At 67.7% G+C, this 25,153-nt stretch carries 26 protein-coding genes; 15 read left to right on the top strand and 11 right to left on the bottom strand.

The window, feature by feature from the left end; translation table 11 throughout:
* Positions 1 to 15: 15 nt before the first annotated feature.
* The 3 genes from G3I17_RS22140 to G3I17_RS22150 all read right to left on the bottom strand — a co-directional run bounded on the left by G3I17_RS22140 (position 16) and on the right by G3I17_RS22150 (position 3,347).
* Complete coding sequence (locus tag G3I17_RS22140) at positions 16 to 2,403, bottom strand: excinuclease ABC subunit UvrA (RefSeq protein ID WP_164599316.1); 2,388 nt, start codon at positions 2,401 to 2,403, stop codon at positions 16 to 18.
* 66 nt (positions 2,404 to 2,469) lie between these two features.
* Positions 2,470 to 2,880, bottom strand: coding sequence for a VOC family protein (locus G3I17_RS22145; RefSeq protein WP_164599684.1), 411 nt, complete (start codon positions 2,878 to 2,880; stop codon positions 2,470 to 2,472).
* A gap of 17 nt (positions 2,881 to 2,897) precedes the next feature.
* Positions 2,898 to 3,347, bottom strand: a complete 450-nt coding sequence (locus G3I17_RS22150) for a helix-turn-helix transcriptional regulator (RefSeq protein WP_164599318.1) — start codon at positions 3,345 to 3,347, stop codon at positions 2,898 to 2,900.
* Positions 3,348 to 3,430: 83 nt separating this feature from the next.
* On the opposite strand from G3I17_RS22150, the gene G3I17_RS22155 reads away from it, so the two are divergent.
* Both G3I17_RS22155 and G3I17_RS22160 read left to right on the top strand, forming a co-directional pair.
* A complete protein-coding gene (locus G3I17_RS22155; RefSeq protein ID WP_164599320.1) occupies positions 3,431 to 3,913 on the top strand; it encodes a cupin domain-containing protein in 483 nt (160 codons plus the stop codon).
* Between the two features lie 107 nt (positions 3,914 to 4,020).
* Entirely contained in the window at positions 4,021 to 5,970 is a 1,950-nt protein-coding gene (locus tag G3I17_RS22160; RefSeq protein WP_203590596.1) for a heparinase II/III family protein, read from the top strand.
* Here G3I17_RS22160 and G3I17_RS22165 read toward each other — a convergent pair.
* Positions 5,955 to 8,177 carry an MMPL family transporter gene (locus tag G3I17_RS22165; RefSeq protein ID WP_239062779.1) on the bottom strand — a complete coding sequence of 741 codons (2,223 nt, stop codon included), beginning with the start codon at positions 8,175 to 8,177 and terminating at the stop codon, positions 5,955 to 5,957. The two genes, G3I17_RS22160 and G3I17_RS22165, sit on opposite strands and share 16 nt — an antisense overlap.
* 163 nt (positions 8,178 to 8,340) lie before the next feature.
* On the opposite strand from G3I17_RS22165, the gene G3I17_RS22170 reads away from it, so the two are divergent.
* From G3I17_RS22170 to G3I17_RS22185, 4 genes are all read left to right on the top strand, one after another.
* On the top strand, positions 8,341 to 9,492 hold the full coding sequence (locus G3I17_RS22170; protein WP_164599322.1) for a sensor histidine kinase: 1,152 nt from the start codon (positions 8,341 to 8,343) through the stop codon (positions 9,490 to 9,492).
* A complete protein-coding gene (locus tag G3I17_RS22175) occupies positions 9,489 to 10,142 on the top strand; it encodes a response regulator transcription factor (protein WP_164599324.1) in 654 nt (217 codons plus the stop codon). Before G3I17_RS22170 ends, G3I17_RS22175 begins: the two co-directional genes overlap by 4 nt.
* A gap of 119 nt (positions 10,143 to 10,261) precedes the next feature.
* Positions 10,262 to 10,675: a VOC family protein gene (locus tag G3I17_RS22180; RefSeq protein WP_164599326.1), complete on the top strand. Its 414-nt coding sequence runs from the start codon at positions 10,262 to 10,264 to the stop codon at positions 10,673 to 10,675.
* A gap of 77 nt (positions 10,676 to 10,752) precedes the next feature.
* The gene (locus G3I17_RS22185; RefSeq protein WP_164599328.1) at positions 10,753 to 10,977 is read left to right on the top strand and encodes a DinB family protein; all 225 of its coding nucleotides are present in this window, start codon (positions 10,753 to 10,755) and stop codon (positions 10,975 to 10,977) included.
* On the opposite strand, the gene G3I17_RS22190 is transcribed toward G3I17_RS22185, so the two are convergent.
* Positions 10,954 to 11,925: a 2-hydroxyacid dehydrogenase gene (locus G3I17_RS22190; protein WP_203590597.1), complete on the bottom strand. Its 972-nt coding sequence runs from the start codon at positions 11,923 to 11,925 to the stop codon at positions 10,954 to 10,956. The genes G3I17_RS22185 and G3I17_RS22190 overlap by 24 nt on opposite strands.
* 334 nt (positions 11,926 to 12,259) lie before the next feature.
* Here G3I17_RS22190 and G3I17_RS22195 point away from each other — a divergent pair, with 334 nt between their 5' ends.
* The 5 genes from G3I17_RS22195 to uppS all read left to right on the top strand — a co-directional run bounded on the left by G3I17_RS22195 (position 12,260) and on the right by uppS (position 15,468).
* Complete coding sequence (locus tag G3I17_RS22195) at positions 12,260 to 13,261, top strand: magnesium and cobalt transport protein CorA (RefSeq protein WP_164599330.1); 1,002 nt, start codon at positions 12,260 to 12,262, stop codon at positions 13,259 to 13,261.
* 107 nt (positions 13,262 to 13,368) lie between these two features.
* Entirely contained in the window at positions 13,369 to 13,620 is a 252-nt protein-coding gene (locus G3I17_RS22200; RefSeq protein ID WP_164599332.1) for a hypothetical protein, read from the top strand.
* A gap of 39 nt (positions 13,621 to 13,659) precedes the next feature.
* On the top strand, positions 13,660 to 14,094 hold the full coding sequence (locus G3I17_RS22205; protein WP_164599334.1) for a VOC family protein: 435 nt from the start codon (positions 13,660 to 13,662) through the stop codon (positions 14,092 to 14,094).
* Positions 14,095 to 14,112: 18 nt separating this feature from the next.
* On the top strand, positions 14,113 to 14,607 hold the full coding sequence (locus G3I17_RS22210; protein ID WP_164599336.1) for an AAA family ATPase: 495 nt from the start codon (positions 14,113 to 14,115) through the stop codon (positions 14,605 to 14,607).
* Positions 14,608 to 14,691: 84 nt separating this feature from the next.
* Positions 14,692 to 15,468: a polyprenyl diphosphate synthase gene (gene uppS, locus G3I17_RS22215; RefSeq protein ID WP_164599338.1), complete on the top strand. Its 777-nt coding sequence runs from the start codon at positions 14,692 to 14,694 to the stop codon at positions 15,466 to 15,468.
* A 21-nt stretch (positions 15,469 to 15,489) separates the two neighbouring features.
* Here uppS and G3I17_RS22220 read toward each other — a convergent pair whose 3' ends face one another.
* Both G3I17_RS22220 and G3I17_RS22225 read right to left on the bottom strand, forming a co-directional pair.
* On the bottom strand, positions 15,490 to 16,017 hold the full coding sequence (locus tag G3I17_RS22220; RefSeq protein WP_164599340.1) for a hypothetical protein: 528 nt from the start codon (positions 16,015 to 16,017) through the stop codon (positions 15,490 to 15,492).
* Between the two features lie 38 nt (positions 16,018 to 16,055).
* Positions 16,056 to 16,544, bottom strand: coding sequence for an Lrp/AsnC family transcriptional regulator (locus tag G3I17_RS22225; RefSeq protein ID WP_164599342.1), 489 nt, complete (start codon positions 16,542 to 16,544; stop codon positions 16,056 to 16,058).
* Between the two features lie 118 nt (positions 16,545 to 16,662).
* Between G3I17_RS22225 and pdhA the strand changes: the two genes are divergently transcribed.
* The 3 genes from pdhA to G3I17_RS22240 are packed head-to-tail and all read left to right on the top strand — an operon-like array spanning position 16,663 to position 20,017.
* Entirely contained in the window at positions 16,663 to 17,751 is a 1,089-nt protein-coding gene (gene pdhA / locus G3I17_RS22230) for a pyruvate dehydrogenase (acetyl-transferring) E1 component subunit alpha (protein WP_164599344.1), read from the top strand.
* Positions 17,752 to 17,753: 2 nt separating this feature from the next.
* Positions 17,754 to 18,740: an alpha-ketoacid dehydrogenase subunit beta gene (locus tag G3I17_RS22235; protein WP_164599346.1), complete on the top strand. Its 987-nt coding sequence runs from the start codon at positions 17,754 to 17,756 to the stop codon at positions 18,738 to 18,740.
* On the top strand, positions 18,737 to 20,017 hold the full coding sequence (locus G3I17_RS22240) for a dihydrolipoamide acetyltransferase family protein (RefSeq protein ID WP_164599348.1): 1,281 nt from the start codon (positions 18,737 to 18,739) through the stop codon (positions 20,015 to 20,017). The genes G3I17_RS22235 and G3I17_RS22240 overlap by 4 nt, the downstream gene beginning before the upstream one ends.
* A 113-nt stretch (positions 20,018 to 20,130) precedes the next feature.
* Here G3I17_RS22240 and G3I17_RS22245 read toward each other — a convergent pair whose 3' ends face one another.
* Entirely contained in the window at positions 20,131 to 20,838 is a 708-nt protein-coding gene (locus G3I17_RS22245; protein ID WP_164599350.1) for a TetR/AcrR family transcriptional regulator C-terminal domain-containing protein, read from the bottom strand.
* 108 nt (positions 20,839 to 20,946) lie between these two features.
* The gene (locus G3I17_RS22250) at positions 20,947 to 21,744 is read right to left on the bottom strand and encodes a serine protease (protein WP_164599352.1); all 798 of its coding nucleotides are present in this window, start codon (positions 21,742 to 21,744) and stop codon (positions 20,947 to 20,949) included.
* Positions 21,745 to 21,945: 201 nt separating this feature from the next.
* Here G3I17_RS22250 and G3I17_RS22255 point away from each other — a divergent pair, with 201 nt between their 5' ends.
* Positions 21,946 to 23,073, top strand: coding sequence for an abortive phage infection protein (locus G3I17_RS22255; RefSeq protein ID WP_164599354.1), 1,128 nt, complete (start codon positions 21,946 to 21,948; stop codon positions 23,071 to 23,073).
* Positions 23,074 to 23,079: 6 nt separating this feature from the next.
* On the opposite strand, the gene G3I17_RS22260 is transcribed toward G3I17_RS22255, so the two are convergent.
* Positions 23,080 to 23,907 (bottom strand): aldo/keto reductase, encoded by an 828-nt coding sequence (locus G3I17_RS22260; protein WP_164599356.1) that lies wholly within the window; start codon positions 23,905 to 23,907, stop codon positions 23,080 to 23,082.
* A 26-nt stretch (positions 23,908 to 23,933) separates the two neighbouring features.
* Positions 23,934 to 25,118: an MFS transporter gene (locus G3I17_RS22265; RefSeq protein ID WP_164599358.1), complete on the bottom strand. Its 1,185-nt coding sequence runs from the start codon at positions 25,116 to 25,118 to the stop codon at positions 23,934 to 23,936.
* Between the last annotated feature and the right edge of the window lie 35 nt (positions 25,119 to 25,153).

Consider the following 25,153-nt stretch of genomic DNA (forward strand, 5'->3'; position numbering starts at 1 on the left):
GGCCGTCGTACAGCATCAGGCGATGTACTTCGCGAGGTGTTGGGCGGTGAGGGTTGAACTGTTGGCTATGAGGTTGGCGGGGGTGCCTTCGTAGACGATGTGGCCGCCGTCGTGGCCGGCGCCGGGGCCCAGGTCGATGATCCAGTCGGCGTGGGCCATGACTGCTTGGTGGTGTTCGATGACGATGACCGACTTGCCGGAGTCGACCAGGCGGTCGAGGAGGGCGAGGAGTTGTTCGACGTCGGCGAGGTGGAGGCCGGTGGTCGGTTCGTCGAGGACGTAGATGCCGCCCTTCTCGCTCATGTGGGTCGCCAGCTTGAGGCGCTGGCGCTCGCCGCCGGACAGCGTGGTGAGCGGCTGGCCGAGGCTCAGATACCCGAGGCCGACCTCCGCGAGGTGCTCGAGGATCTTGTGCGCCGCGGGAGTGCGAGCATCGCCGTCGGCGAAGAACTTCTCCGCATCCGCCACGGACATCGCCAGTACCTCGCTGATGTCGCGACCGCCGAAGTGATACTCCAGCACCTCCTCCTTGAACCGCTTCCCCTCGCAGACCTCGCAAGTGGTCGCGACCCCGGCCATCATCGCCAGGTCGGTGTAGATGACGCCCGCGCCGTTGCAGTTCGGGCAGGCGCCCTCCGAGTTCGCGCTGAACAGCGCCGGCTTCACCCCGTTGGCCTTCGCGAACGCCTTGCGGATCGGCTCGAGCAGACCCGTGTACGTCGCCGGGTTGCTGCGCCGTGAACCCCGGATCGCCGCCTGGTCGATCGACACCACGTCAGCCGAGGCCGGTACCGAGCCGTGGATGAGCGAACTCTTCCCCGATCCGGCGACCCCGGTCACCACGGTCAGCACACCGAGCGGGATGTCCACGTCGACGTCCTGCAGGTTGTGCGTCGACGCGCCCCGGATCTCGAACCTGCCGGTGGGCGTCCGTACCTCCGGCTTCAGCGATGCCCGGTCGTCGAGGTGACGGCCGGTCAGCGTCCCACTGGCGCGCAACCCCTCGATCGAGCCCTCGAAGCAGATCGTGCCGCCGGCCGTACCGGCGCCGGGACCGAGATCGACGACGTGGTCGGCGATCGCGATCGCCTCCGGCTTGTGCTCGACGACGAGCACCGTGTTGCCCTTGTCGCGCAGCCGCAGCAGCAGTTCGTTCATCCGCTGGATGTCGTGCGGGTGCAGCCCGATCGTCGGCTCGTCGAAGACGTACGTGACATCGGTCAGCGAGGAACCGAGGTGCCGGATCATCTTCACCCGCTGCGCCTCACCACCCGACAGCGTGCCGGCCGGCCGGTCGAGCGACAGGTAGCCCAGCCCGATCTCCACGAACGAGTCGAGCGTGTGCTCCAGCTTGTCCAGTAGGGGCGCGACGGACCGCTCGTCCAGACCGCGGACCCAGTCGGCCAGATCGCTGATCTGCAGCTTGCAGGCGTCGGCGATGCTGATCCCGTCGATCTTCGACGACCGGGCGCCCTCGTTCAGCCGGGTGCCGTCGCACTCGGGACACGTCTGGAAGGTGATCGCTCGCTCCACGAAGGCGCGGATGTGCGGCTGCATCGCCTCGACGTCCTTGGCCAGGAACGACTTCTGGATCTGCGGGATCAGTCCGGTGTAGGTGAGGTTGATGCCCTCCACCTTGATCTTGGTCGGCTCCTTGTAGAGCAGCGCCTGCAGTTCCTTCTTGGTGAACTTCGCGATCGGCTTGTCCACGTCGAAGAAGCCGCAGCCGCGCAGGATCCGGCCCTGCCAGCCGTCCATGCTGTAGCCCGGGATGGTGAGCGCGCCCTCGTTGATCGTCAAGCTCGCGTCGTACAGGGCGGTCAGGTCGAAGTCGGTGACCGAGCCGCGTCCTTCGCAGCGCGGGCACATGCCGCCGGTGATGCTGAAGGTACGGCGTTCCTTGGTCTCCTGGCCGCCCTTCGACAAGGTGACCGCGCCCGCGCCGCTGATCGAGGCGACGTTGAAGGAGAACGCCTGGGACGAGCCGATGTGCGGCTGACCGAGGCGGCTGAACAGGATCCGCAGCATCGCGTTCGCGTCGGTCGCCGTGCCGACGGTGGAGTGCGGGTTGGAGCCCATCCGCTCCTGGTCGACGATGATCGCCGTCGTCAGTCCTTCCAGCACGTCGACGTCGGGCCGCGCCAGCGAAGGCATGAAGCCCTGTACGAAGGTGCTGTAGGTCTCGTTGATCATCCGCTGGGAATCGGCCGCGATGGTGCCGAACACCAGCGAGCTCTTCCCCGACCCGGAGACGCCGGTGAACACCGTCAGCCGGCGCTTCGGGATCTCGAGGCTGACGTCCTGCAGGTTGTTCACCCGCGCGCCCTGGACCCGGATCAGGTCGTGGCTGTCGGCAACGTGTTGCCCGGTCGACGGCGTACGGGCCGTGGTGCGCTTGCTCATCGGTTCTCCATCTCGTCGGGCGGAACCGTCGCCGACGGCGCCGCCTGGCAGGGGATGCGGGAGTGCTCAGCCGGCCTGTTGCAACCGGACCATGTTGCCCGACGGGTCCCGGAAGGCACAGTCGCGGACGCCGTACGGCTGGTCGATCGGCTCCTGGACGATCTCGACGTCGGTGGCCTGCAGTTTCGCGAAGGCGGCGTCGACGTCCGGGGTGGCCAGCAGGATGCTGGCGAAGGTGCCCTTGGCCATCATCTCGGCGATGAGCTTGCGCTCGTCCTCGGTGATCCCGGGGTCGACGGCCGGCGGGTGCAGGACGATGTTGGTGGTCGGCTGGCCGGGCGGGCCGACGGTGAGCCACCGCATGCCGTTGTAGCCGACGTCGTTGCGGAGCTCGAAGCCGAGCGCGTCGCGGTAGAAGGCGAGCGCGGCGTCGGCGTCGGTGTGCGGGAGGAAGCTTGCGCTGATCGTGATGCTCATGTCGGTGGTCATGGGCATCACGCTAGCTGTGCGTCGGGGGCCGGTGCTTCTCGATTCCTGATCGGTCTGGTCACCTGTTTCGAGACCAGGGACGGCATCCCGGCCAGCTCGCCGGCCGCGTCCCGCCGGTAGACACTCGGCGGTACGCCGACGAGCTCGGCGAACCGGGTGCTGAAAGTGCCCAAGGAGGAGCAGCCGACCTCGAAGCAGACGTCGGTGACGCTCAGGTCGCCCCGGCGCAGTAGCGACATCGCCCGCTCGATCCGGCGCGTCATCAAGTAGGAGTACGGTGACTCTCCGTAGGCGAGCCGGAACTGCCGGCTGAGATGCCCGCCGGACATGTTGACCCCACGCGCCAGCGCCTCGACGTCGAGCGGCTGCGCGTACTCCCGGTCGATCCGGTCGCGGACGCGGCGCAGCAGCGCGAGATCGCGCAGATGCTGGTCCTCGTCCGTCCGGCTCGTCACCCCAAGATCGTGCCATATTCCCGGATCAACGGGACTGGTCCGGCAAGTAGGCGCACTATGGAACCGGCTGGAAGGAGGCTCGCATGTCTGGACCTGGCACCCCCTTCGCGGTGCAGTTCGGCGAGGGCCGGAGAGTTGAGACTCCGACCGGGGACCTGGTCACCGTCAAGGCGGACACCGCCGGTACGAACGGCTCGTTGACGGTGCTTGAATTCCTGATCGGGCCGAAGCAGGGGCCGGCGCGTCACACCCACCTCCGCGAGGACGAACTCTGGTACGTCATCGAGGGTGACTTCCGGTTCAAAGCGGGTGACGCCATGCTCCACGCGTCGACGGGCGGGATGGCCTTCGGGCCGCGCGGCGTACCGCACGCGTTCCAGAACGTGGGAGACACGCCGGGCCGGCTGCTCGTGGTGTCGACGCCATCAGGCCTGGAACGATTCTTCGACCAGTTCGCGGAAGCGCTCCCCGGGCCGGTCGCCCCGGACCTGCTCGCGGCCGTCGGCCACGCCAACTGGGTCGAGTTCGTCGGCCCACCGGTCGGAGTCACCGACCCACTCGACTGAAGCCGGCGCAGAGGAGATCGTCGCCCGGCATAACTTTCTCGCGCTTTTGCTCATCGTGCTTCCTGTAGGGGGAGGAGCACTAGTGAGTGGGGGAAGTTGTGAAGGGTATGCGAGTTGTGAGTGCGGCGGTGGGGTTCGCGCTCGCGGTGAGTGGGGTCGTGGTGGGGTCGCAGGCAGTGGCTGCGGAGCCGGTGAAACCCGGAATCGCAGTACTGCCTGACCTGCCCGAGTTGGGGTTCGCGCAGTTCGACCCGGGCACGAGTAACGTCGTACCGGCTGCCAAGGCAGCGGCGAACGACGTGAAAAGCCTTGCTGGCAAGGGAGCCGCGGTTGGCACCGGCACCGGCATCTACACCTGCCCGGGGTTCAGCACTGTCGACGATGCGACCTCCGTCGCGCAGCTTCAGGCCGACACCTACGCCTGGGGTCCCTACGCTCCGTACAAGGTTGGCAACGGCAACGGGAACGTCAACTGGCGGCTCAATCCGTACAAGAACCCCAGCTGGTACATGTGGTTCCACTCACTTCGTTGGCTGGGGCAAGGAATCATTGCCGGCAGTCAGGGCAACACCGCCGCCCTCAGTCGGGTGACTGCGATCACCAAGGACTGGGTCACCGACAACTCGTACTCGTGGAAGGCCGACATCGGCGCCTACGAGTCCACGATGCACCGGACCAACGTGCTGCTCTGCCTACGCCAGGCGGTTATCTCGGGGCTGGGTGTCACCGCGCTGCCGGCGTCGTACGCGTGGCTCGACACCGCGCTGGTCAACCACGCCAGGTTCCTGACCGCCAACTGGAGCGGCGCCTGGAACCACGGCACGGAGGAGAGCATCGGACTCTTCGGTGTCGGTTGCACGCTGAACCGCAACGACTACAAGACGACAGCGCAGAGCCGGCTCGCGGCCGGCATCACCACGTCGATCGACACGCAAGGCTCGACCAACGAGCAGTCGACCGCCTATGCGCAGTTCAACTACGCACTCTGGGGACGAGCCGTCGACGCGCTCGCGGCGTGCGGAGCCGACCCCGGTACGACGATCACCAGCCGGCGGGAGTTGCTGGCCGGCTGGCTCGCGCTCGCCACGAACTCGCTCGGCAAGCTGCACCAGCTCGGCGACTCCGAGGTGGTGGCGACCAACCCGATCGCCGGTACGCCGTTGCTGTACGCGGGCACCAAGGGCGTCGAGGGACCCACTCCGGTCCGGCGGATCGGCACCTTCACCGCCGGCTACGTCTTCGGCCGCACGGGATGGGGCGAGACGCGAACCTTCGCGCAGGAGTCGACGTACAGCATCCGGTACGGCGCCTCGCGTGCCCTGCATGGCCACAGCGACCACACCGCCATCACCTATACGTCGCGCGGTCGCGAGATCCTGATCGACGGCGGCCATGCCGGGTACCAGAACGATGTCTGGCGCACCTGGGCCAAGAGCCCGTACGCCGCCAGCGCCATGACGACTCCGTTGGCGCCGGACAGTAACCCGGTCACGAAATTGACCCGGTCAGTGATCAGCCCGAGCTCGGAGTTCTACCAGTTCGCGGACGTACCCGGCGCCGGGATCAGCCGCAACCGCGCAGTACTGGTGCTCAAGGACCCGGATCTGATCGTCAGCCTCGACCGGGCGAGCTCCAAGAAGGCGCAGCAGTTCCAGACGCTGTGGCACCTGCCGTCCGATCAGAAGGCGACGGTCTACTCGCGGACGACGGCGATCGGGATGAAGCCCGGCGACGCGACCCGGACCATCCTCTTCCAGGTCCCGTACCTGCAGGCGTTGCCGGCCGGCGCGATCTTGCTCAAGCAGGGCAAGACCAGCCCGATCCAGGGCTGGCACTACCCGAACATCTTCACCCGGAACCCGGCCCCGACCCTGCTGTTCGCCAGGTCGGGGACGAGCGCTTCGATCCTGTCCGTGATCGCACCGGTGCCGGCCACCGGATCCGTTCAGTACAAGGGTCGCTGGTCCGGTACGACGTACATCGTGGATCTTGTTGTCGCAGGCAAGAAGGTCTCCTTCGGCATCACCGCGGGCGGATCGCTCTACCGGGTCCCCTGAGTCACCGCTTCACCGAGGGCCGGCTCGTCGAGAGCCGGCCCAGCCAGGGCCGGCTGGTCGGTGGCCGCCTGGTCGAAGGCTGCCTCGCCATGGAGGTCGATGACGGGGAGCAGCCGGTCGAGCCAGCCGGGCAGCCACCAGTTGGCGTTGCCGAGCAGTTTCATCGTCGCGGGGACCAGGACCAGGCGCACGATCGTCGCGTCCACCGCGATGGCGACGGCCAGGCCGAGGCCGAACATCTTCGCGGTCGGGTTGGAGCCCAGGACGAAACCGAAGAAGACCGCGATCATGATCAGAGCGGCCGAGGTGATGACGCGGCCGGTGACCGCGATGCCACGGACGACCGAGGCCTCGTTGTCGCCGGAGGCGACGTACTCCTCCCGGATCCGCGAGAGCAGGAAGACCTCGTAGTCCATCGACAGACCGAACAGGATCGCGAACATGAACAGTGGGATGAAGGGCAGGATCGGCAGCGGCGCCTCTACGCCGATCAGCTCGGCGCCCCAGCCCCACTGGAACAGCGCCACCATCACACCGAAGGAGGCGCCGATGCCGAACAGGTTCATCAGCGCCGCTTTCAGGGGCACCAGGATCGACCGGAAGACCAGGGTCAGGAGCAGGAACGACAGCAGCAGGACGGCGCCGATGAACCACGGCAGCCGGTCGGCGACCTTCTCGCCGACATCCGTGGAGTTGGCTGTCTGACCACCGACGTGGGCCTGCGCCGGGCTCTGCCGGAGTACGGCGGGAAAGACCTCCGCCCGGAGCCGCTTGATCGTGTCGAGCGTGGCGTCGTCTTGTGGCCCGGTGGTCGGGTAGGCCAGCAGCGTGGCGACTCCCGCGGTCTGCTCGGGCGTTGCCACGGAGGCGATTCCACGGTCGGCGCTGATGGCGGTCTGCAGTGGTTGCAGGATGCCCGGATCCCCTGCGAGGTCGACCGCGATGACGAGCGGACCGTTGGCGCCTGGGCCGAAGCCTTCGGCGACGAGGTCGTAGGCCCGGCGTTCGGTGCGCTGTTGAGGAAGCGTGCCCTCGTCGGGGGTGCCGACCCGGAGGTCGAGCGCCGGCGCGGCCACGGTGAGCAGGAGGACAGCGGCGCCGATGGCGTAGGCCTTGGCGTTCCTCGACACATGCTCGCCCCAGCGCTGCCACCCCGAGCCCGCGCGCGGGCCTGTCGCGGAGTCATGGCGGTGCCGGAACCCGAGGCGGTTGATCCAGTGCCCGGCCAGGCCGAGGAAGGCCGGCAACAAGGTGATCGAGGCAACGACCATCGTCAGCACGATGAGCGAGACGGCGACGCCACCGGCGGTCAGGAACGGTACTCCGGCGACGGTCAGGCCGAGGATGGCGACGACCACCGTGCCGCCGGCGATGACGACTGCCTGACCGGCGGTGGCGACGGCCCGACCGACCGACTCCTCGACGGGCAGTCCCTGAGCCAGGTACTCGCGATGCCGGGTGACCAGGAACAGGGCGTAGTCGATACCGACGCCCAGACCCACCATGCTGCCGATCACGGGTGCCCAGCTGGGGATCTCGATCAGGTAGGTGACCAGCGACAGCGAACTGATGCCGAGGGCGATGCCGAACAGGGCCAGGCCGATCGGGAGCCCCATCGCGATCACCGATCCGAACGCGACCAGCAGGATGACGACGGCCGCGATCAGGCCGGCCAGTTCGCCGATCCCGGTATTGGCCTCCTCGAAGGCGCTCATCAGGTCGCCGCCCGTCTCGAGCCGGATCGGCGAGTCCGTCGCGGACCGGTCGGCGAAGGCTTCGAGGTTGGCGCGATCGGCCTCGGTGAGGTCCTCCATCACCGGGTATTGCAGCCGGATGATCGCCACCCGGCCGTCAGGCGAGATGGTCGTATCACCCACCGAGAGCATGTTGGGTAGCTCGGCGGCACCGGTCCGTACCGTCGACAAGGCCGCCCGCGCCTCCGGGGAGCCGGTGAAGGTCGTCTTCCCGTCGCGCGGGGTCGCCACCAGCTGGGCGGTCAGCCCGGCCTGGTCCGCGCCGGCCTTCGTCAGCAGGTCGGTCGCTTGCTGGGAGTCGAGTCCCGGCGCGCCGAAGGTGTTCTCCAGCTTCCGGCCGAAGGCGCCGGCAGCGGTGATCACCAGCACGGCGAGGACGAGCCAGGTCCCGATCACCGTCCACGGGCGGCGGGCGGCGTACCGGCCCAGGCGGTAAAGAGCGTGCGGCATCATTCGGGTCTCCTTGGGTGGTACCGGCGAATCTCGGTCCCAGCGTGGCGAGAGCCGGTGGCCGGTACCTCGGGCGAAGGGCCGGACTTTCCTCGGCTGTCCGGTCGACCAGCGCGCCGTACTTTCGGTCGGTACGCGAGGCGCTCAGGCTGTCTACGCTGTGGCCATGGTGAAGAACGCGGTCCGTGCGCTGTTGGCCGAGCCACGCGCGCCGCAGCCGCCGAGGCGGGTCTGGCGGGACTGGGCACTCGTCGCCGTGCTGGGGCTGACGGCTCTCCTCGAAGGCGTACTGCGCGAGGACGTGGTCTGGCGGCCCGTCGCGGTGGTGGCCGCGCTGGTTGTCGTGGTCGCGCTCTTGTGGCGGCGTACGCATCCGTTGGCGGTGGTGGGCGTCGCGTTCGGCATCGCGATCGCGCTAGCTATTGCCGGGCTGGTCGGCGACGTCACCTCGGTGGGCCTGTACATGATGGTTGCGGTGGTGCTGCTGCCCTACTCACTGGCCCGCTGGGGATCCGGCCGGGAGGTCGCGGCCGGGCTGGCGATCTTACTGGTCGCCCTCGTGCTGGGGACCGCTGCGGAGTACGAAGGGATCGGCAGTGCACTGGCAGGGGGTGTGTTCCTGCTGTCCCCGGCGGCGTTCGGGGCCGCAGTCCGCTACTGGGCAACTTCCCGGCTGCGAGAGCTCGACAAGATGAGGCTGTGGGAGCGTGCGCAGCTGGCCCGCGAACTGCACGACACGGTCGCGCACCACGTCTCGGCCATCGCTATCCGCGCTCAGGCCGGCCGGGTTGTCGCCGCGTCCCATCCCGAGGCGGCGATGGACGCGCTGGCGGTGATCGAGGTGGAGGCCTCGCGCACGCTCGCCGAGATGCGCCTGATGGTCGGCAGCCTTCGGGCGGACGAGTCGGCGGCGCTCGCTCCGCAACAGGGTGTGGCCGACCTCGAGCAACTGGTCGCCAGTACTGTCGGAGACCGGCCGCGGGTCGAGCTGGAGCTGTCCGGAGATCTCGCCGGCCTCGTGCCTGCCGTCGGGGCGGCGATCTATCGCATCGCCCAGGAGTCGATCACCAATGCGGTCCGGCACGCCCGCCACGCCACCCGCATCGACGTCCGGGTCGTCGGTGATACCAAGTGGATCCGGTTGACCGTCGTCGACGACGGCGACGTCGGGTCGGCCGGGAGGAACCCGCTGGGCTATGGGCTCGTCGGTATGACCGAGCGAGCCGCCCTGCTCGGTGGCTCCTTCACCGCAGGCCCCGGCCCGGATCGGGGTTGGACCGTCGAAGCGGTACTGCCGCGGACAGGGCTGGCCCGATGACCATCCGGGTGCTGGTGGCCGATGACCAGGAGCTCATCCGCACCGGGCTGTCGATGATCCTCGGCGCCCAGCCGGGGATCGAGGTCGTCGGTCAGGCGGCCGACGGACTCGAAGCGGTGGAACTCGCCCGCCGGCTCCGTCCGGACGTCTGCCTGTTCGACATCCGGATGCCCGGCCTCGACGGGATCGCGGCGACCCGCGCCCTCGCCGGTCCCCAGGTCGCCGACCCGCTCGCGGTCGTGGTGATCACCACCTTCGATCTCGACGAGTACGTCCACGGCGCCCTGAAGGCGGGCGCTCGCGGGTTCCTGCTCAAGGACGCGGGACCCGAGCTGCTCGTGCAGGCGATCAACGCCGCCGCCGAGGGTGACGCGCTGATCGCTCCCAGGATCACCGCGCGGCTGCTCACGGCGTTCTCCGACACCCGCCTCGGCCGGCCAGCGGTCCAGCCCGTCGAACCGCTCACCAGCCGCGAGGAGGAGGTGCTGATCACCGTGGCCCGCGGCCGGACCAACTCCGAGATCGCCGAGGACCTGCACATCAGCCTCAGCACGGTGAAGACCCACCTGGCGAGCGTGATGACCAAGCTCGGCGCGCGCAACCGGGTCGAGATCGTCATGTGGGCTTACGAAACCGGCCGGATCGGGTAATGCTCGCCGGTGCTGGTACCGGTGGCAACGTGTCGGCGGTGGCCGAAGGGTCGTAACTGTCCGGGGCTGGGTCTAGTGTGCGAGCGGTCAGGGCAATTCGGGCGAAAAGGGGCAAACTGATGGCATCTCGACTCAATCCGTACATCAGCTACAGCGGGAATGCACGGCAGGCTTTCGAGTTCTACCAGACGGTGTTCGGGGGCGAACTGGTGGTCAACACGTTCGGGGAGTTCGGCGCCTCGGACACGGCTGACGCCGACAAGATCATGCACGCGCAGCTGGAGACCCCACAGGGGTACTGGCTGATGGGCGCGGACACCCCGAGCTACCTGGAGTTCACGCCCGGCAACACGATGTCGGTCAGCCTGAGCGGCGACGACAGCGCCGAGCTGCACGGCTTCTTCGACCAGCTGTCCGGGGGCGGCACCGTGACGACGCCACTGGAGAAGCAGATGTGGGGCGATGAGTTCGGCATGGTCACCGACCAGTTCGGCGTCGCCTGGATGGTCAACATCGGCCAACCGCAGAGCTGACTCACCGGATTTAATCGAGTACTCCGCGGCATGATCTGGCCGTTACCGTCGAGGGAGCCGACGGAAATGGGCAGATCGTGAACAAGGTCTTGTTCGACGCAGTGCGGCACAACAACTGGGCGACCCAGGAGTTGCTCACGTTCTGCCGGGACCAGGACTTCACCGCGGAGCAGCTCGAAGTGACGGGCGTCGGCACCTTCGGCGGCATCCTCGCGACGCTGCGCCACATCATCACCTGCGACGGCAGCTACCTGCGCCGGCTGGCGTCGAGTATGCGGTCAGTTGTGCAGGTTTTGCACTAGGGCGGTGGATTCGTGGACGGGGGTCAGTGGTGCGCCGGTGGTGTACCAGGTGGTCAGGTTGTCGACTACCAGTTGGCCCATGGCGTTGCGGGTGGGGGTGGTGGCGGAGCCGACGTGGGGGAGGAGGACTGCGTTGTCGAGGTCGAGGAGGCCGGGGTGGACTTTGGGTTCGTGCTCGAAGACGTCCAGGCCGGCGCTGAGGATGGTGTTGGAGTGTAGGGCTTCCACCAGGGCCTCTTCGTCGACGACGGTGCCGCGCGCGACGTTGATGAGGATGCCGTCGGGGCCCAGGGCCTGCAGGATCTCGGTGTTGACCAGGTGGCGGGTCTCGTCGCCGCCGGGGATGACGATCATCAGGATGTCGACGGCCGTCGCCAGCTCGAGCAACGTCGGGTAGTAGCGGTAGGCAACGTCTTTCGGGTGCCGGTTGTGGTAGGCGATGGAGATGCCGAAGGCTTCCGCGCGATGGGCGATCGCCTCGCCGATCCGGCCGAGGCCGAGGATGCCCATCGTGCGGCCGCTCAACGTTGCCTTGGTCAACGGATACCCGCGCTCGGGCCATGAGCCGGCCCGCAGGTAGCGCTCGGCGCGGGAGAGTTCGCGGGCCGTCATCAGCAACAGGCCGAGGGCGGTATCGGCGACCTCGTCGTCCAGTACGCCGGGAGTGTTCGTGACGATCACGCCCCGCTCGGCCGCCGCGGCCGCGTCGATCTTGTCGTAGCCGACGCCGAAGCTGGCGACGAGTTGCAGCGCGGGCAACCGGTCCAGGAACGCACCATCGATCGTCGTACCACCGGTAGCGACCGCCGTGATGTCCTTGGCGCGTTCGGCCAGCAGCGCGTCCGGATCGTCCGCCTCCCAGAGCCGGATCACGTCGAAGTTCTCCGCGATCCCCGTCAGTACGGTCTTGTTCATCGGGCCAGGTATCAGCACGGTGGGACGTGACATCGCAACTCCCGCAGGTCGAGGACTACCCGAACCCTATTTCGCCTCCTCTGCCGCGAGACGGACGGCCCATCCCCGGACGGCAGAGACCGGCCACCACAACCTCGTGCTACGGCCCGGGCGCCGCCGCCCCCAGCGATCAGCTCGAAGAGCGCACAACCGCCCAGCAGCACTCCCGCCGAGGCGGCATCGACAGCTAATTCATACTCGCGCACCCAGGATTCCACCCGCTCGCCAAGCACGCTTGGCACTCTAGCCGTCTCCTCCCAACAAGCAGGGGGTACCGCGGTCGTAGTACCGGCGAGCACCATCGGGGTAGAACAGTGAGGAGCCGACCATGATCATCGACTGCGCTTACTACCGGGACGGCCGCCGCCAGCACGTCGGGGCGATGTCGGTGGAGGACGCCGCGTCGCACTGCCGGCTGGGTGGGTTCGTCTGGCTCGGGCTGTTCGACCCGACGCCGGAGGAGCTCGCGCAGGTCAGCAAGAACTTCGGGCTGCACGAGCTCGCGGTCGAGGACGCCCAGACATTCCACCTGCGGCCGAAGGTCGAGCCGTACGAGGGGGACATCCGGCTCGTCATCCTGCGCACCGCCCGGTACGACGACGAGCGGGAGGAGGTCGACTTCGGCGAGGTCAGTGTGTTCGTCGGGCCGTCGTTCGTGATCACCGTCCGGCAGGGAGTGGCCAGCGAGTTGCACGGCGCCCGGACGCGGCTCGAGCAACGGCCCGAGTTGCTGGAGAACGGGACGAACTCGGTGCTGTGGGCAATCCTCGACCAGGTGGTCGACACCTATGGGCCGGTGGTGGCCGAGCTGGAGCGCGATATCGAGGAGGTCGAGCGGACCGTGTTCGCGGGAACGGTGGCGCCGACCGAGCGGATCTACTTCCTCCGGCGCGAGGTGACCGACTTCTACCGCGCGGTGCACCCGCTGCTCGCAGTACTGGCGACGATCGAGCGCGGAGCTCGGAGTACCGGGTTGTTGCCGTACTTCCGGGACGTCCGCGACCACCTGGTGCTGGTGAACGAGGAGGTCGCCGCGCAACGCGACCTGCTCGCGACGGTGCTGGAGGCGAACATGGCGGTGATCTCGGTGGAGCAGACGAAGGTGAGCGTCCAGCAGAACGCGACCATCGAGCAGCTCACCAAGCTCGCGACGGTCTTCCTGCCGCTGACCTTCGTGACCGGCTTCTTCGGCCAGAACTTCGGCTGGCTGGTCGACCACGTCGGCGCCTTCTGGGACTTCGCCGTCCTCGGCCTGGGCGGCCTGCTGATCCCTTGTATCGCCCTCTTCATCTGGTTCCGCCGCCAGCGCGCGGCCAGAAGTCAGCTGTAGTTCGGCCCAGCCGGCCGGGTGACGGCTCCGAAATGGCATCGGTTGCGTCCGAGCTGTAACGGTTCAGGGGAGAGGGGCGATTCAGGGGTATGGGATTTGATGAGCCGATGACGCGGGACCCGCTGTTCTGGGCGGGGATCGTGCTGGGGACGGTGCTGGGGATCATCGGGGTGATCACGCGCGACCTGAGTGGCGGATCCGCCGTCTGGGCGGTGCTCTGCGGCGTGTTCGGCTTCACCTGGCTGGTGGCCGGCGGGCTCGGGGTGGTGATCCGTGGCTACTTCCGGCGTCGGCGGGATCGGAAGGCCGACATCGGGTTGCTGCTGAAAGACGGCGTACAGCTCAAAGAAGTCGAGTAGAGGTCAGTAGCTGGCCGCTACTTTCAGCATGCTTGAGGCATGACGGAGAACAGAGCGGCCAGCCTGCACGCGTACTTCGGGTATCGGGACGCGGTCGCCGCGTTGCGGTGGCTCGAGGATGCCTTCGGGTTCGAGACGACGATGGAGTATCCCGACGACAAGGGCGGGATCATGCATGCCGAGCTGCGGCGCGGCGAGGCGAGTTTCACCCTCTTCACCGACGAGGAGGGGTACGACAAGCCGTCGCGCAAGGGCGACAGCGTCGGGCACGGGCTCTACCTCGCGCTCGGGTCCGAGGCCGAGGTGGACGAGCTATACGCCACCGCGACCAAGCACGGCGCCGAATCGGTCTGGACCCCAGACAACACCGAGTGGGGCAACTACCGCTGCCGCGTCACCGACCCCGAAGGCTACGAGTGGACCTTCGGCACCCACGTCCCCGGTCAGCCGACCGGCGAGTGGGCTGAGGGGTAGGGCGTTTAACCTGCTTCCATGCCGAGTCTGATCGTCATCCGGGGCAACTCCGGGTCCGGGAAGAGTTCTGTCGCCGAGGGGATCAGGGCGGCGTACGGGCCCGGGGTCGCCTGGATCGAACAGGACCACATCCGGCGGATCATCTTCGCCGAGCTGGACCAACCCGACGGCGCCAACATCACCGCGATCGGGCAGCTTGCCCGGCTCTCGCTGGACCGGGGTTTCGTCACCGTTGTCGAGGGCATCATGCCGACCGTCCGGTACGGCGAGATGCTGACCCGGCTGGCCGGTGAGCACGACGGGCCGTCGTCCTTCTTCTACCTCGACGTGCCGTTCGAGGAGACCTCGCGCCGGCACCTGACCCGGGCGAAGGCGACTGCGTTCTCGGTCGAGGAGATGCTGACCTGGTACCAGGAGCGCGACCTGCTCGGCCGACCGGACGAGACGGTCATCGACGAGACGAGTTCGCTGGCGCAGACGATCGAGAGCATCGCCAAGATCGCTGGTTTGTAACGGGTTTGCTGACTTTGCAGAGGTAGTTTCAACTGCTGGTCGGCGGGGTGTGCGTTACGGGGTGAGACGAGTAAGTTACTCCGCATGCCCGCCACCAGTCCGTTGTATGCGTTGTACGTCCGTCGCCTCCGTTCCCAGCTCGCCGGGCGGGCGCTGCCTGCGCACATCGGTGTGGTGACGGATGGGAACCGGCGCTGGGCGCGGGGCAAGGGACACAGCAACCCGAGCGTCGGTCACCGGCGCGGCGCGGAGCACATCGAGAATCTGCTCGGCTGGTGCGAGACGGCCGGCGTACCGCACGTCACCGTCTTCCTCTGCTCGACCGAGAACCTCGCCAAGCGTGACGATGCCGAGGTCGCGTACCTGATGGAGGTCGTCGAGGAGATCGTCGCCGGCCGGCTCGCCCAGCCCGGCGGACGCTGGCAGGTGCACATCGCGGGCCTGCTCGACCTGCTGCCGGACAGCACCGCGCACGCGCTGAAGAACGCGGTCGACGCGACGAAGGACGTCGCCACCGGCAACCACATCACCCTGGCGATCGGCTACGGCGGCCGCCAGGAAGTAGTCGAGGCAGTCCGCTCCCTGCTCGAGTCCGAAGCGGATTCCGGCAACGATCTCAACGGCCTGGCCGAAACCCTCAACGCCGACGACATCACCAAGCACCTCTACAACGTCGGCCAGCCGGACCCGGATCTGATCATTCGCACCAGCGGCGAACAACGCATGTCGAACTTCCTGCTCTGGCAGAGTGCCTACTCCGAGCTCTACTTCTGCGAGGCATACTGGCCCGCCTTCCGCGAGGTCGACTTCCTCCGAGCCCTCCGCTCCTACGCCGACCGCCACCGCCGCCGCGGCGCGTAGTACCAGCCGCCGGTACTGCGCTCAGGGGCAGTAGTCGGGGGTGAAGTCGTCCAGGGTGGTGATTCTGTACTGCGAGGTGCCGGGGGAGGCGCCGTAGGACGGGGGCTCATTGGCGGCGCGCCAGTCGTGGCGGACCTGGCCTGGTTTGAGGGTTTTCAGGTCGGCGAGGGTGAACTCGGTGCGGCGGCCGGACCAGCTGTGGCCGCTGGCCCAGGGTTTGATGACGATGATGCCGGTGGGACGCAGCTTCGGGACCGGTTTGCTCGGTGGCCAGTCGGCGGTGCCGGTCAGCAACGGGATCTCGTCGATTGCCGTGAAGGGATGCCGGTTCTCGTAGACGAGCGTGGACGGCGACACCGGGTCGGTGAACAGCTCCAGCTGGGTGATGTCGCCCTTGCAGTTCTGCAGGACGATGACTGGGTTTCCTGCCTCGTCGACCGTCATGCCGACCACCGCGGATGACACCCGCGGCCCGCAGGCCGTCAGGGATGCGGCGCAGAGCAGGAGGCCCGCGAGTAGTACCGCTCGTTTCTGCTTTCCCCACCCCATCTCGTCAGAGTAGGTGGGGTAGGGAGCGCCCGTCGGGTTTACAGCGTGCCGAGGTCTTCGAAGATGAGGGCCGTGCGGGTGCCGAGGACTTCGGGGATGGCCTGGAGCTTCTCGAGGACTATTCGGCGCAGGCCCTCGTTGTCGGCGGCGCGGACCAGCAGGATGGCGTCGAAGTCGCCGCCGACCAGGGCCATGTGCTTGACCTCGGGGATCGCCTGGAGCTGTTCGCGCAGCGCTCGCCAGGAGCTCTGGCGGAGACTGAGAGTGACGTACGCCGAGGTCGCCAGCCCGAGTTTGCGCGGGTCGACCGTGGCGGTGAAACCGGTGATCACCCCGGTTGAGGTGAGGCGCTCGACCCGAGCGTAGGCGTTGGCGCGGGAGATGTGCACCTGGTCGGCCAGGGCACGGATCGAGAGCCGGCCGTCGCGGGTCAGCGCCGTCACGATCTGCCGGTCGATCTCATCGAGCGCCGGGGCGGCGACCATCTGTCCAGGCTGGGCCGCGCCGACCGTCACGTCATCGGACATTCTGCTCCTCTGGATCACCATCTCGGACCGAACGTCCTGGGATTTTCCCAGCTATGGATCCGAATGGCTACAAGTATGACGATGAACCATCCGTCCGTCTCCCTGCGTAGGAGGGTTCATGACTACCGTCGAGGAGCGTTTGCTCCCCTCCGCCGACCCGGTCCAGCTCGTCGACGAGCACGGCACCCGGCACGACAACCCGCAGTACGGGATGCCGGCGCCCGATGCTCTCGTCGACGGTTACACACAGTTGGTCGTGGGCCGCAGGATCAACGACCAGGCCAGCGCGCTCGTCCGGCAGGGCCGCCTCGCGGTCTACCCGTCGTCACACGGCCAGGAGGCCTGCCAGGTCGCGGCCACGATGGTGCTCGGCGAGCAGGACTGGCTGTTCCCGACGTACCGGGACACCGTCTCCATCATCAGCCGCGGCGTCGACCCGATCGAGACGCTGACGCTGCTGCGTGGTGACTGGCACTCCGGCTACGACCCGTACGAGCGCAAGGTGGCGCCGCAGTCGACGCCGCTCGCGACGCAGCTGATCCACGCGGTCGGGGTCGCGCACGCCGCACGGCTCAAGGGCGAGGACACCGTCGTGATGGCGCTCTGCGGCGACGGCGCGACGAGCGAGGGCGACTTCCACGAGGCGCTGAACTTCGCCGCCGTGTTCAAGGCGCCGGTGGTCTTCTTCATCCAGAACAACGAGTACGCGATCTCCGTCCCGCTCGCGCGGCAGACGATCGCGCCATCCCTTGCCCACAAGGGCATCGGGTACGGCATACCGGGAGAGCGGGCCGACGGCAACGACCTCGCCGGGCTGCTCGCAGTGCTCGGCTCGGCCGTCGCGAAGGCGCGGGCAGGCGAGGGTCCGCAGCTCGTCGAGGCGCACACGTATCGCGTGCAGGCGCACACGAACGCCGACGACGCGACCCGCTACCGCAACGACGAAGAGGTCACGCCGTGGCTGGAGCGCGATCCACTGAAGCGGCTTGATGCGTACCTCACCGAGCAGGGCCTGCTGGACGAGGACAAGAAGCAAGAGGCCGCCCGGTCGGCGGATCGGGTCGCGGCGGAGCTGCGCACCGGGCTGATGGCGGAGGTGTCGCCGGATCCGGCCGAGCTGTTCGCCCATCTGTACGCGACGCAGACTCCGCAACTCAAGGAGCAGGCGGCGTTCCTGCAGGACGAGCTCGCGCGAGAAGAGGCCTGACCATGACGCACCAGAAACTCACCATGGCCCAGGCGCTGAACCAGGCGCTGCGCGACGCGATGAAGGCCGACGACACCGTGCTGATGTTCGGCGAGGACGTCGGCGCGCTCGGCGGGGTGTTCCGGATCACCGACGGGCTGACCGCGGAGTTCGGCGAGGATCGCTGCTTCGACACCCCACTGGCCGAGGCCGGTATCGTCGGAATGGCGGTCGGGCTGGCGATGAACGGGATGCGGCCGGTCGTCGAGATGCAGTTCGACGCGTTCGGCTACCCGGCGTTCGAGCAGGTGGTCAGCCACGTCGCGAAGATGCGCAACCGCACCCGCGGCAAGGTGACGCTACCGATGGTGATCCGGATGCCGTACGCCGGTGGCATCGGCGGCGTCGAGCACCACTGTGACTCCTCCGAGTCGTACTACGCACACACGCCGGGCCTGACGGTCGTTGCCCCGGCCACCGTTTCTGACGCCTACACATTGTTGCGCAAGGCAATCGAGTTCCCGGATCCGGTGATCTTCATGGAGCCCAAGAAGCTGTACTGGGCCAAGGAAGAGGTCGACCTGACCGTCGAGGAGCCGGGGATCGGCAAGGCCGTCATCCGCCGTGAAGGTGGTGACGCGACGTTGATCGCGTACGGGCCGTCGGTGCCGATCGCGCTGGAGGCGGCCGAGGCGGCTGCGGCCGAGGGGCGTCAGTTGCAGGTGGTGGATCTGCGGTCGATCGTGCCTTTCGACGACGAGACGGTGTGCGCGGCTGTCCGTAGTACCGGGCGGGCTGTCGTGGTCGCCGAGGCGAGTGGATTCGCGAGCGTCTCGTCGGAGATCGTTGCCCGGGTTACCGAAAGGTGCTTCCACTCGCTGGCGGCGCCGATCCGGCGGGTGACCGGATTCGACATCCCGTACCCGCCGCCGAAGCTGGAGCGGCACCAGCTGCCCGGCGTCGACCGGATCCTCGATGCGGTCGACAGCCTGCAGTGGGAGGACTCGTGAGCGGCACCCAGACCTTCCTGCTGCCGGATCTCGGCGAGGGCCTGACCGAGGCGGAGATCGTCCGCTGGCTGGTCGAGGTGGGTGACGTCGTCGCTGTCGACGCTCCCATCGCCGAGGTCGAGACGGCCAAGTCGATCGTCGAGGTCCCGTCCCCGTACGCCGGTGTTGTCGCCGAACTCCACGGACCGGCCGGATCCACCATCGACGTCGGCAAGCCGCTGATCACCATCGGCGTCATCGCCCCGGCCGCCGAAACCTACCGCGAGGAAGAAAAAGCCGGCTCCGGCAACGTCCTGATCGGCTACGGCACCCCGGAATCCGCAGGATCAGGCCGCCGCCGCAGACCCCGCGGTACTGCGGTTGTTCAACCTGTCGTCGAGAAGGCGACGGTGCGAACTGTTCCGTTGGTGATCTCGCCGTTGGTGCGACGGCTCGCCAAGGACGCGCAGGTTGATCTGCACATGCTGGACGGCTCCGGTGCGGGTGGATTGATCATCCGCCGGGATGTCGAGGCTGCTATCTCAGCGAAGACCGAAAATCCTTTGGTGGTTGATGAAACTACTGCTGATTCGCGCACCGGGCTGGTCGAGTTGCGACGGATTCCCATCAGCGGATTCCGGAAGGCGGTGGCGACTACTTTGAGCCGTAGTCGCCGGGAGATTCCGGAGGCGACCACCTGGGTCGATGTCGACGCGACCGCGCTGCTCGAGGCTAGGGAGTCGTTGCGGACAGCAACGGATCCCGGCCCCGGACTGCTCGCCTTGATGGCGCGTTTCGTCACCGCTGGGTTGAAGAAGTATCCGGAGCTCAACGGGTTCGTCGACACCGAGCGCGAGGAGCTGGTCCAGTACGACGGGGTCAACCTCGGCCTCGCGGCACAGACCGAGCGCGGCCTGGTCGTACCGGCTGTGGTCGACGCTCACCTGCTGACCGCGCGGCAGCTTGACGCGGAGATCCGCCGGCTGACCGCCTCGGCGCGGGACGGGAAGCTGACGGCTCATGAGCTGGCCTGTGGGTCGTTCACGCTGAACAACTACGGGAGTTTCGGCGTCGACGGCAGCGCGGCGATCATCAACCACCCGCAGGTCGCGATCCTCGGCGTCGGCCGGATCATCGACCGCCCGTGGGTGGTCGACGGCGAACTCGCGATCCGCAAGCTCACCCAACTCTCACTCGTCTTCGACCACCGCGTCTGCGACGGCGGCACCGCGGCCGGCTTCCTCCGCTTCGTCGCTGACGCCTTCGAATCACCGACCTCGATTCTCGCGGACCTCTGAGCCGCTCTTGTGCACAACGACAGGAGGTAGTGCCTGTTTTGTGGCCGACCGCCGCTCCCTTGAGCGTGCAGCTCGACCGGACAGCCGACTACTTCCTGTCGTTGTGTACGGCACTAGATGAGCTGACGCGGGCGCAATCCGATCAGGATGGCGCGGAGACCGGTCTGGAAGCGTGCTTCCGGGCCGGCTGAGTCGTCTCGGCTGAGGTAGGCGGCCAAGGTGCCCGCGCCGATGCCCAGCTGATCCCCGGCGGCCGACGCCCACTCGGCTTCTGTGAGACGGCTCCTGCGGACGGTCGCGCTCCAAGCTGCGTCCGTCACCGCGGCTCCGACGACGTAGTGGAAGACAGCAGACACGGCGGCGTCCAGATAGACGCCCTTGAACCCGGCCGACTTGAGGATGGCCAGCATCCGCTCGGCATAGGCCTGATAGTTCGGCCCGAGCCCGGCGTGGCTCGCCATCAGCTGCGCCGCCCACGGATGCTCAGCCAGTACGTCGTACGCAGCGTGCGCCAGCACCGTCAACCGGTCGCGCCAGTCGCCCTCCTCGGCCGGCACCAGCGCGTCCGCCAGCACTGTGTCGACCGCGAGCTCGAGCAGGTCGTCCTTGTTCGCCACCCGCCAATAGAGGGCCGACGTCGCCGCCGTACCGAGCTCGGCGGCCAGCCGGCGCATCGAGAGTTTCTCCAGCCCGTCCCGGCCGAGCATCCCGATCGCGGTCCGGACGATGTCCTCCCGGCTCAGCGCCGCCCGGGTCTCACCCGCCTCGGCCCGCAGCCACACGGACCCGAGCACCGTCTTCGCATCCGCCTCGCGTGCCATGCGCCGGATCATAGCTGAACCAATGTCTCAGATAGCAACACGACGTTTCAGTCGAGGCAAAAAACAAATGGCCGGTCCCCGTGGGACCGGCCATTCGCGGGGGTGGGACTAGTTGTTGATCTGAGTCGTCAGTGCCGTGGCGTACGACGCGACCTCGGAGTACACGCCCGGGTTGCCGGCGTCGGCGCAGCCGAGACCCCAGGAGACGACGCCGAACAGCCGGCCGTTCAGGACCAGCGGGCCGCCGGAGTCACCCTGGCAGGAGTCCTTGCCGCCCGCCTTGTAACCGGCGCAGATCTCGCCGTTCGCGACATAACCCTCGCCCGCGTAGACGTCGAGGCAGTACGCGTCGCCGAGGACCGGTACGAGCACCTTCTGCAGGCGGTTCGCCGGGCCGGTGCCCTCGGTCTCGCCGTACCCGTAGGTGGTCGACTGGGCGCCGACGGCGTCCGCCGCGCGGCTGGTCTCCAGCGGCAGGGTGGTGACGCCGGTGAACGGCGTGGTCAGGGTCAGGACGGCGACGTCGTGGCCGCTGACCTGGCCGTACTGCGGGTCCTTCCAGATCTTGGAGATCTTCGAGGTCTTGCCGCCGGTGCTCGAGTTCAGGTTGTCGCGGCCCTGGATCGCCGTGTAGGTGCTCCGCGGCTGCGTGACGCAGTGCGCCGCGGTGACGATCTTGTTCGCCTTGACCAGGGTGGCGCCGCAGTACTGGCCGACCGGGGACGACGAGTTGCTGTTGTTCAGCGCGATCATCCACGGGACCTGCGCAGTGCTGGCGGTACTGCCGCCGACGATGTTCGTGCCGGGCGGGGGCGTCCGGGCCTCGGCGGTGCCGATGGCGCCGGCTGATGCCAGGGCGACTACGGCCGCGGCGAGCACTGCACGGAACTTGAGCTTTCCGGTCATGCCTCACACTCCAGAGTTCGTCTCGGGCCGCAAATGGGCGGAGCGGCCGAATACAGAGAACAATTGAACGTTCACTGTAGGTAGCGCAAGCGATTGCCCGGGCACATCGGTGACGGCGCAGTCCCGTGCCACAGACTTAAGTTGCGGGCCGAGGTGCCGAGGACCGACGAATCCACCGTCGGGACGGCGAAAACTCGGATCATGAGCGAAGACAGCCGAATGAACCGAGCCCAGTTCCTCACTCGAGCCGCAGCTCTCGGGCTGGTCGCAGCAGCCGGTACTGCGGGCGCAGGCGCCGCGTCGGCCGCCCCGGCCAGGCGACTCGCCTTCAAAGGTGTGGCGTACGACGTGGGGACCGGGTTTCTCGGGGATGACAGCCGGGTGCGGTGGAATGTCGACTTGATGCGGGGGGAGCTCCGGGCGATCAAGGGTCAGTTGAACGCGAACTGGGTGAGTGTTTACGGGAGCCATGTCGGGCGGTTGCGGGAGACCGCTGAGGAGGCGCTCAGGCGGGGGCTGAAGGTTTCGGTGCAGCCCCGGGCGTTCGATCAGCCGCAGAGTGCCGCGCTGGAGCAGTTGCGGCAGGTCGCGCGGGATGCGGAGCGGCTGCGGCGGAGGTACCGGCCTGAGGTGATTCTGGTGATCGGGTGCGAGTTCATGTTGTTCACGCCGGGGATCGTGCCGGGGGCGAACTTCTTCGAGCGGGTCGAGTATCTGACCAAGGGTGAGTTCGACCTGGCCGAGCTGCAGCGCAAGCTCAGCGGCTACGTGAAGAAGGCCGTGAAGGTTGCCCGCAGCAACTTCAACGGCCGGATCACGTACGGTGCCGCGTCGGATCTGGAGGAGATCGACTGGTCGCTCTTCGACATCGTCGGCCTGGACTACTACTCGTACCACGCCGATCGTGCCGGCCACACGAAGGAGCTGGCGCCGTTCCGCCGGTGGAAGAAGCCGATCATGATCCTGGAGTTCGGCTGCTGCACGTTCACCGGCGCCCCGGAGCTGGGCGGGATGGGCTGGGACATCGTCGACTTCACCGTCGACCCGGTCCAGATCAAACCCGGCTACGTCCGCGACGAACAGGAGCAGGCCGACCATCTCCGGACCATGCTCGAGGTGTTCACCGCCGAAGGGTTCCTGGGCGCCTCGCCGTACACGTTCATCTCACCGGACGCACCGCATCGCGAGGAACGGAAGTACGACGAGGACATCGCCGCTTTCAGCCTCTGCAAGGTGATCCGGCAGACCTCTTCGGACCCAGCGTCGAAGTACCGCTGGGAACCGAAGAAGTCCTTCCATGCCGTCAGCAACTTCTATGCCGGTTGCTGAGCTCCGTCAGACGACGTTGAAGGTGTCCGGGTTCGGCCCGGTGCGCTCGTCGCGCTCGAGACCGTTGAGCGCCTCCAGATCGGCGCCGGTCAGCTCGAAGTCGAAGACCGCGAAGTTCTCCCGGACCCGGGCCGGGGTGACCGACTTCGGGATCACGATGTTCCCGTGCTGCAGGTGCCAGCGCAGGACGACCTGGGCCGCCGTCTTGTCGTACTTCGCGGCCAGCTCGGTCACCGCTGTCTCGGTGAGCAGCGAGCCGCCCTTGGCCAGCGGGCTCCACGCCTCGGTGGCGATCCCGTGCTCGTTGCCATAGGCCCGTACCGCATCCTGCTGCAGGTACGGGTGCAGCTCGACCTGGTTGACGGCCGGGACGACGGACGAGCCCGACGCGAGCTGCTCCAGGTGGGCCGGCTGGAAGTTGGAGACGCCGATCGCGCGGACCACGCCGTCGGCGGCCAGCTTCTCCAGGGCGCGCCAGCTGGCGGCGTACTTGCCGAGCTCGGGAGCCGGCCAGTGGATCAGGTACAGGTCGAGGTAGTCGAGGCCGAGCAGGCCGCGGCTGCGCTCGAAGGCGGCGAGCGTCTCCTCGTAGCCCTGGTCGGCGTTCCACAGCTTGGTGGTGATGAAGAGCTCTTCGCGGGCGAGGCCGGAGGAGGCGAGTGCCGTCCCGACGCCGGCCTCGTTCTGGTACGCAGCGGCGGTGTCGATGCTGCGGTAGCCGGCCTCGAGTGCGGTCGTGACGGCTGCGGTGGTCTCGGCGTCGGGGACCTTGAAGACGCCGAATCCGAGCTGCGGCATCTCGACGCCGTTGTTGAGTTTCACGGTGGGAATCATCAGAAGCTTTCCTTCAGTAGTCAGTGTCAGACGGTGGTGAGTGCGGGTTCAGGAGTTACCGCTGACCGCTGGCGCCGGTCCAGCAGGCCGGAGGTCAGGGCGACCGACAGACCGGCCGCTGCCAGGGCGGCGCCGACCCAGTTCGGAGCGGTGTAGCCGAGGCCGTGTTCGATGGTCAGGCCACCAAGGTAGGCGCCAACCGCGTTGCCGAGGTTGAAGGCGGCGATGTTCGCCGCAGAAGCGAGTGCCGGAGCACCGGCCGCCTTGTCCATCACACGCTTCTGCAGCGGAGCCACGGTCGCGAAGCCGGCCGCGCCGAACAGCGCGATCGTCACCGCTGCCGGTACCCGCCCATGAGCGGTGAAAACGAAGGCCACCAGTACTACGGCGAGCGCCGCCAGGATCACGTACAGGCTGGGCATCAACGAGCGGTCGGCCAGCTTGCCGCCGAGCAGGTTGCCGACCACGAGCCCGCCGCCGAACAGGACGAGCAGCCAGGTGACGGCGCCGGACGAGAAGCCGGCCACCTCGGTCATCATCGGCGCGATGTAGGTGAAGGATGCGAACACCCCGGCGAAGCCGAGCGCGGTCATCGCCAGCGCGAGCCAGACCTGCAGGTTGCGGAAGACGGCCAGCTCGCTGCGCAGCCCGGGCCCTTCGCTGACGCTCTGCCGGGGGACCAGGAAGACGATGCCGAGCAGGCCGATCACGCCGAGCACGGTGACCGCCCAGAAGGTCGAGCGCCAGCCGAAGGCCTGCCCGAGCGCAGTACCGCCCGGCACTCCGAAGACGTTCGCGACGGTCAGGCCGGTGAACATCAGCGCGATCGCGCTGGCCTGCTTGGCCTTGGGGACCAGCGAGGCGGCGACCACGGAGCCGACGCCGAAGAAGGCGCCGTGCGACAGTGCCGCCACGATCCGCCCGGTCATCAGCACGCCGTACGACGGCGCGAGCGCGGAGATCAGGTTGCCGACGATGAAGACGCCCATCAGCGCGACCAGCACGGTCTTGCGGGAGATCTTGGACCCGATCGCGGTCAGCAGCGGGGCGCCGACGACGACGCCGAGGGCGTAGCCGGAGATCAGCAGACCGGCCGAGGGGATGCTGACGCCGAAGTCGGTGGCGACCTCGGGCAGCAGGCCCATGATGACGAATTCGGTGGTGCCGATCCCGAAGGCACCGATGGCCAGCGCTAGCAACGCGGCAGGCATGGCTTCTTTCTCCTTGAATGTAGTCTTGTGACTGT

The organism is Streptomyces sp. SID13031, from assembly GCF_010548305.1.
Lineage (GTDB): Bacteria > Actinomycetota > Actinomycetes > Propionibacteriales > Kribbellaceae > Kribbella.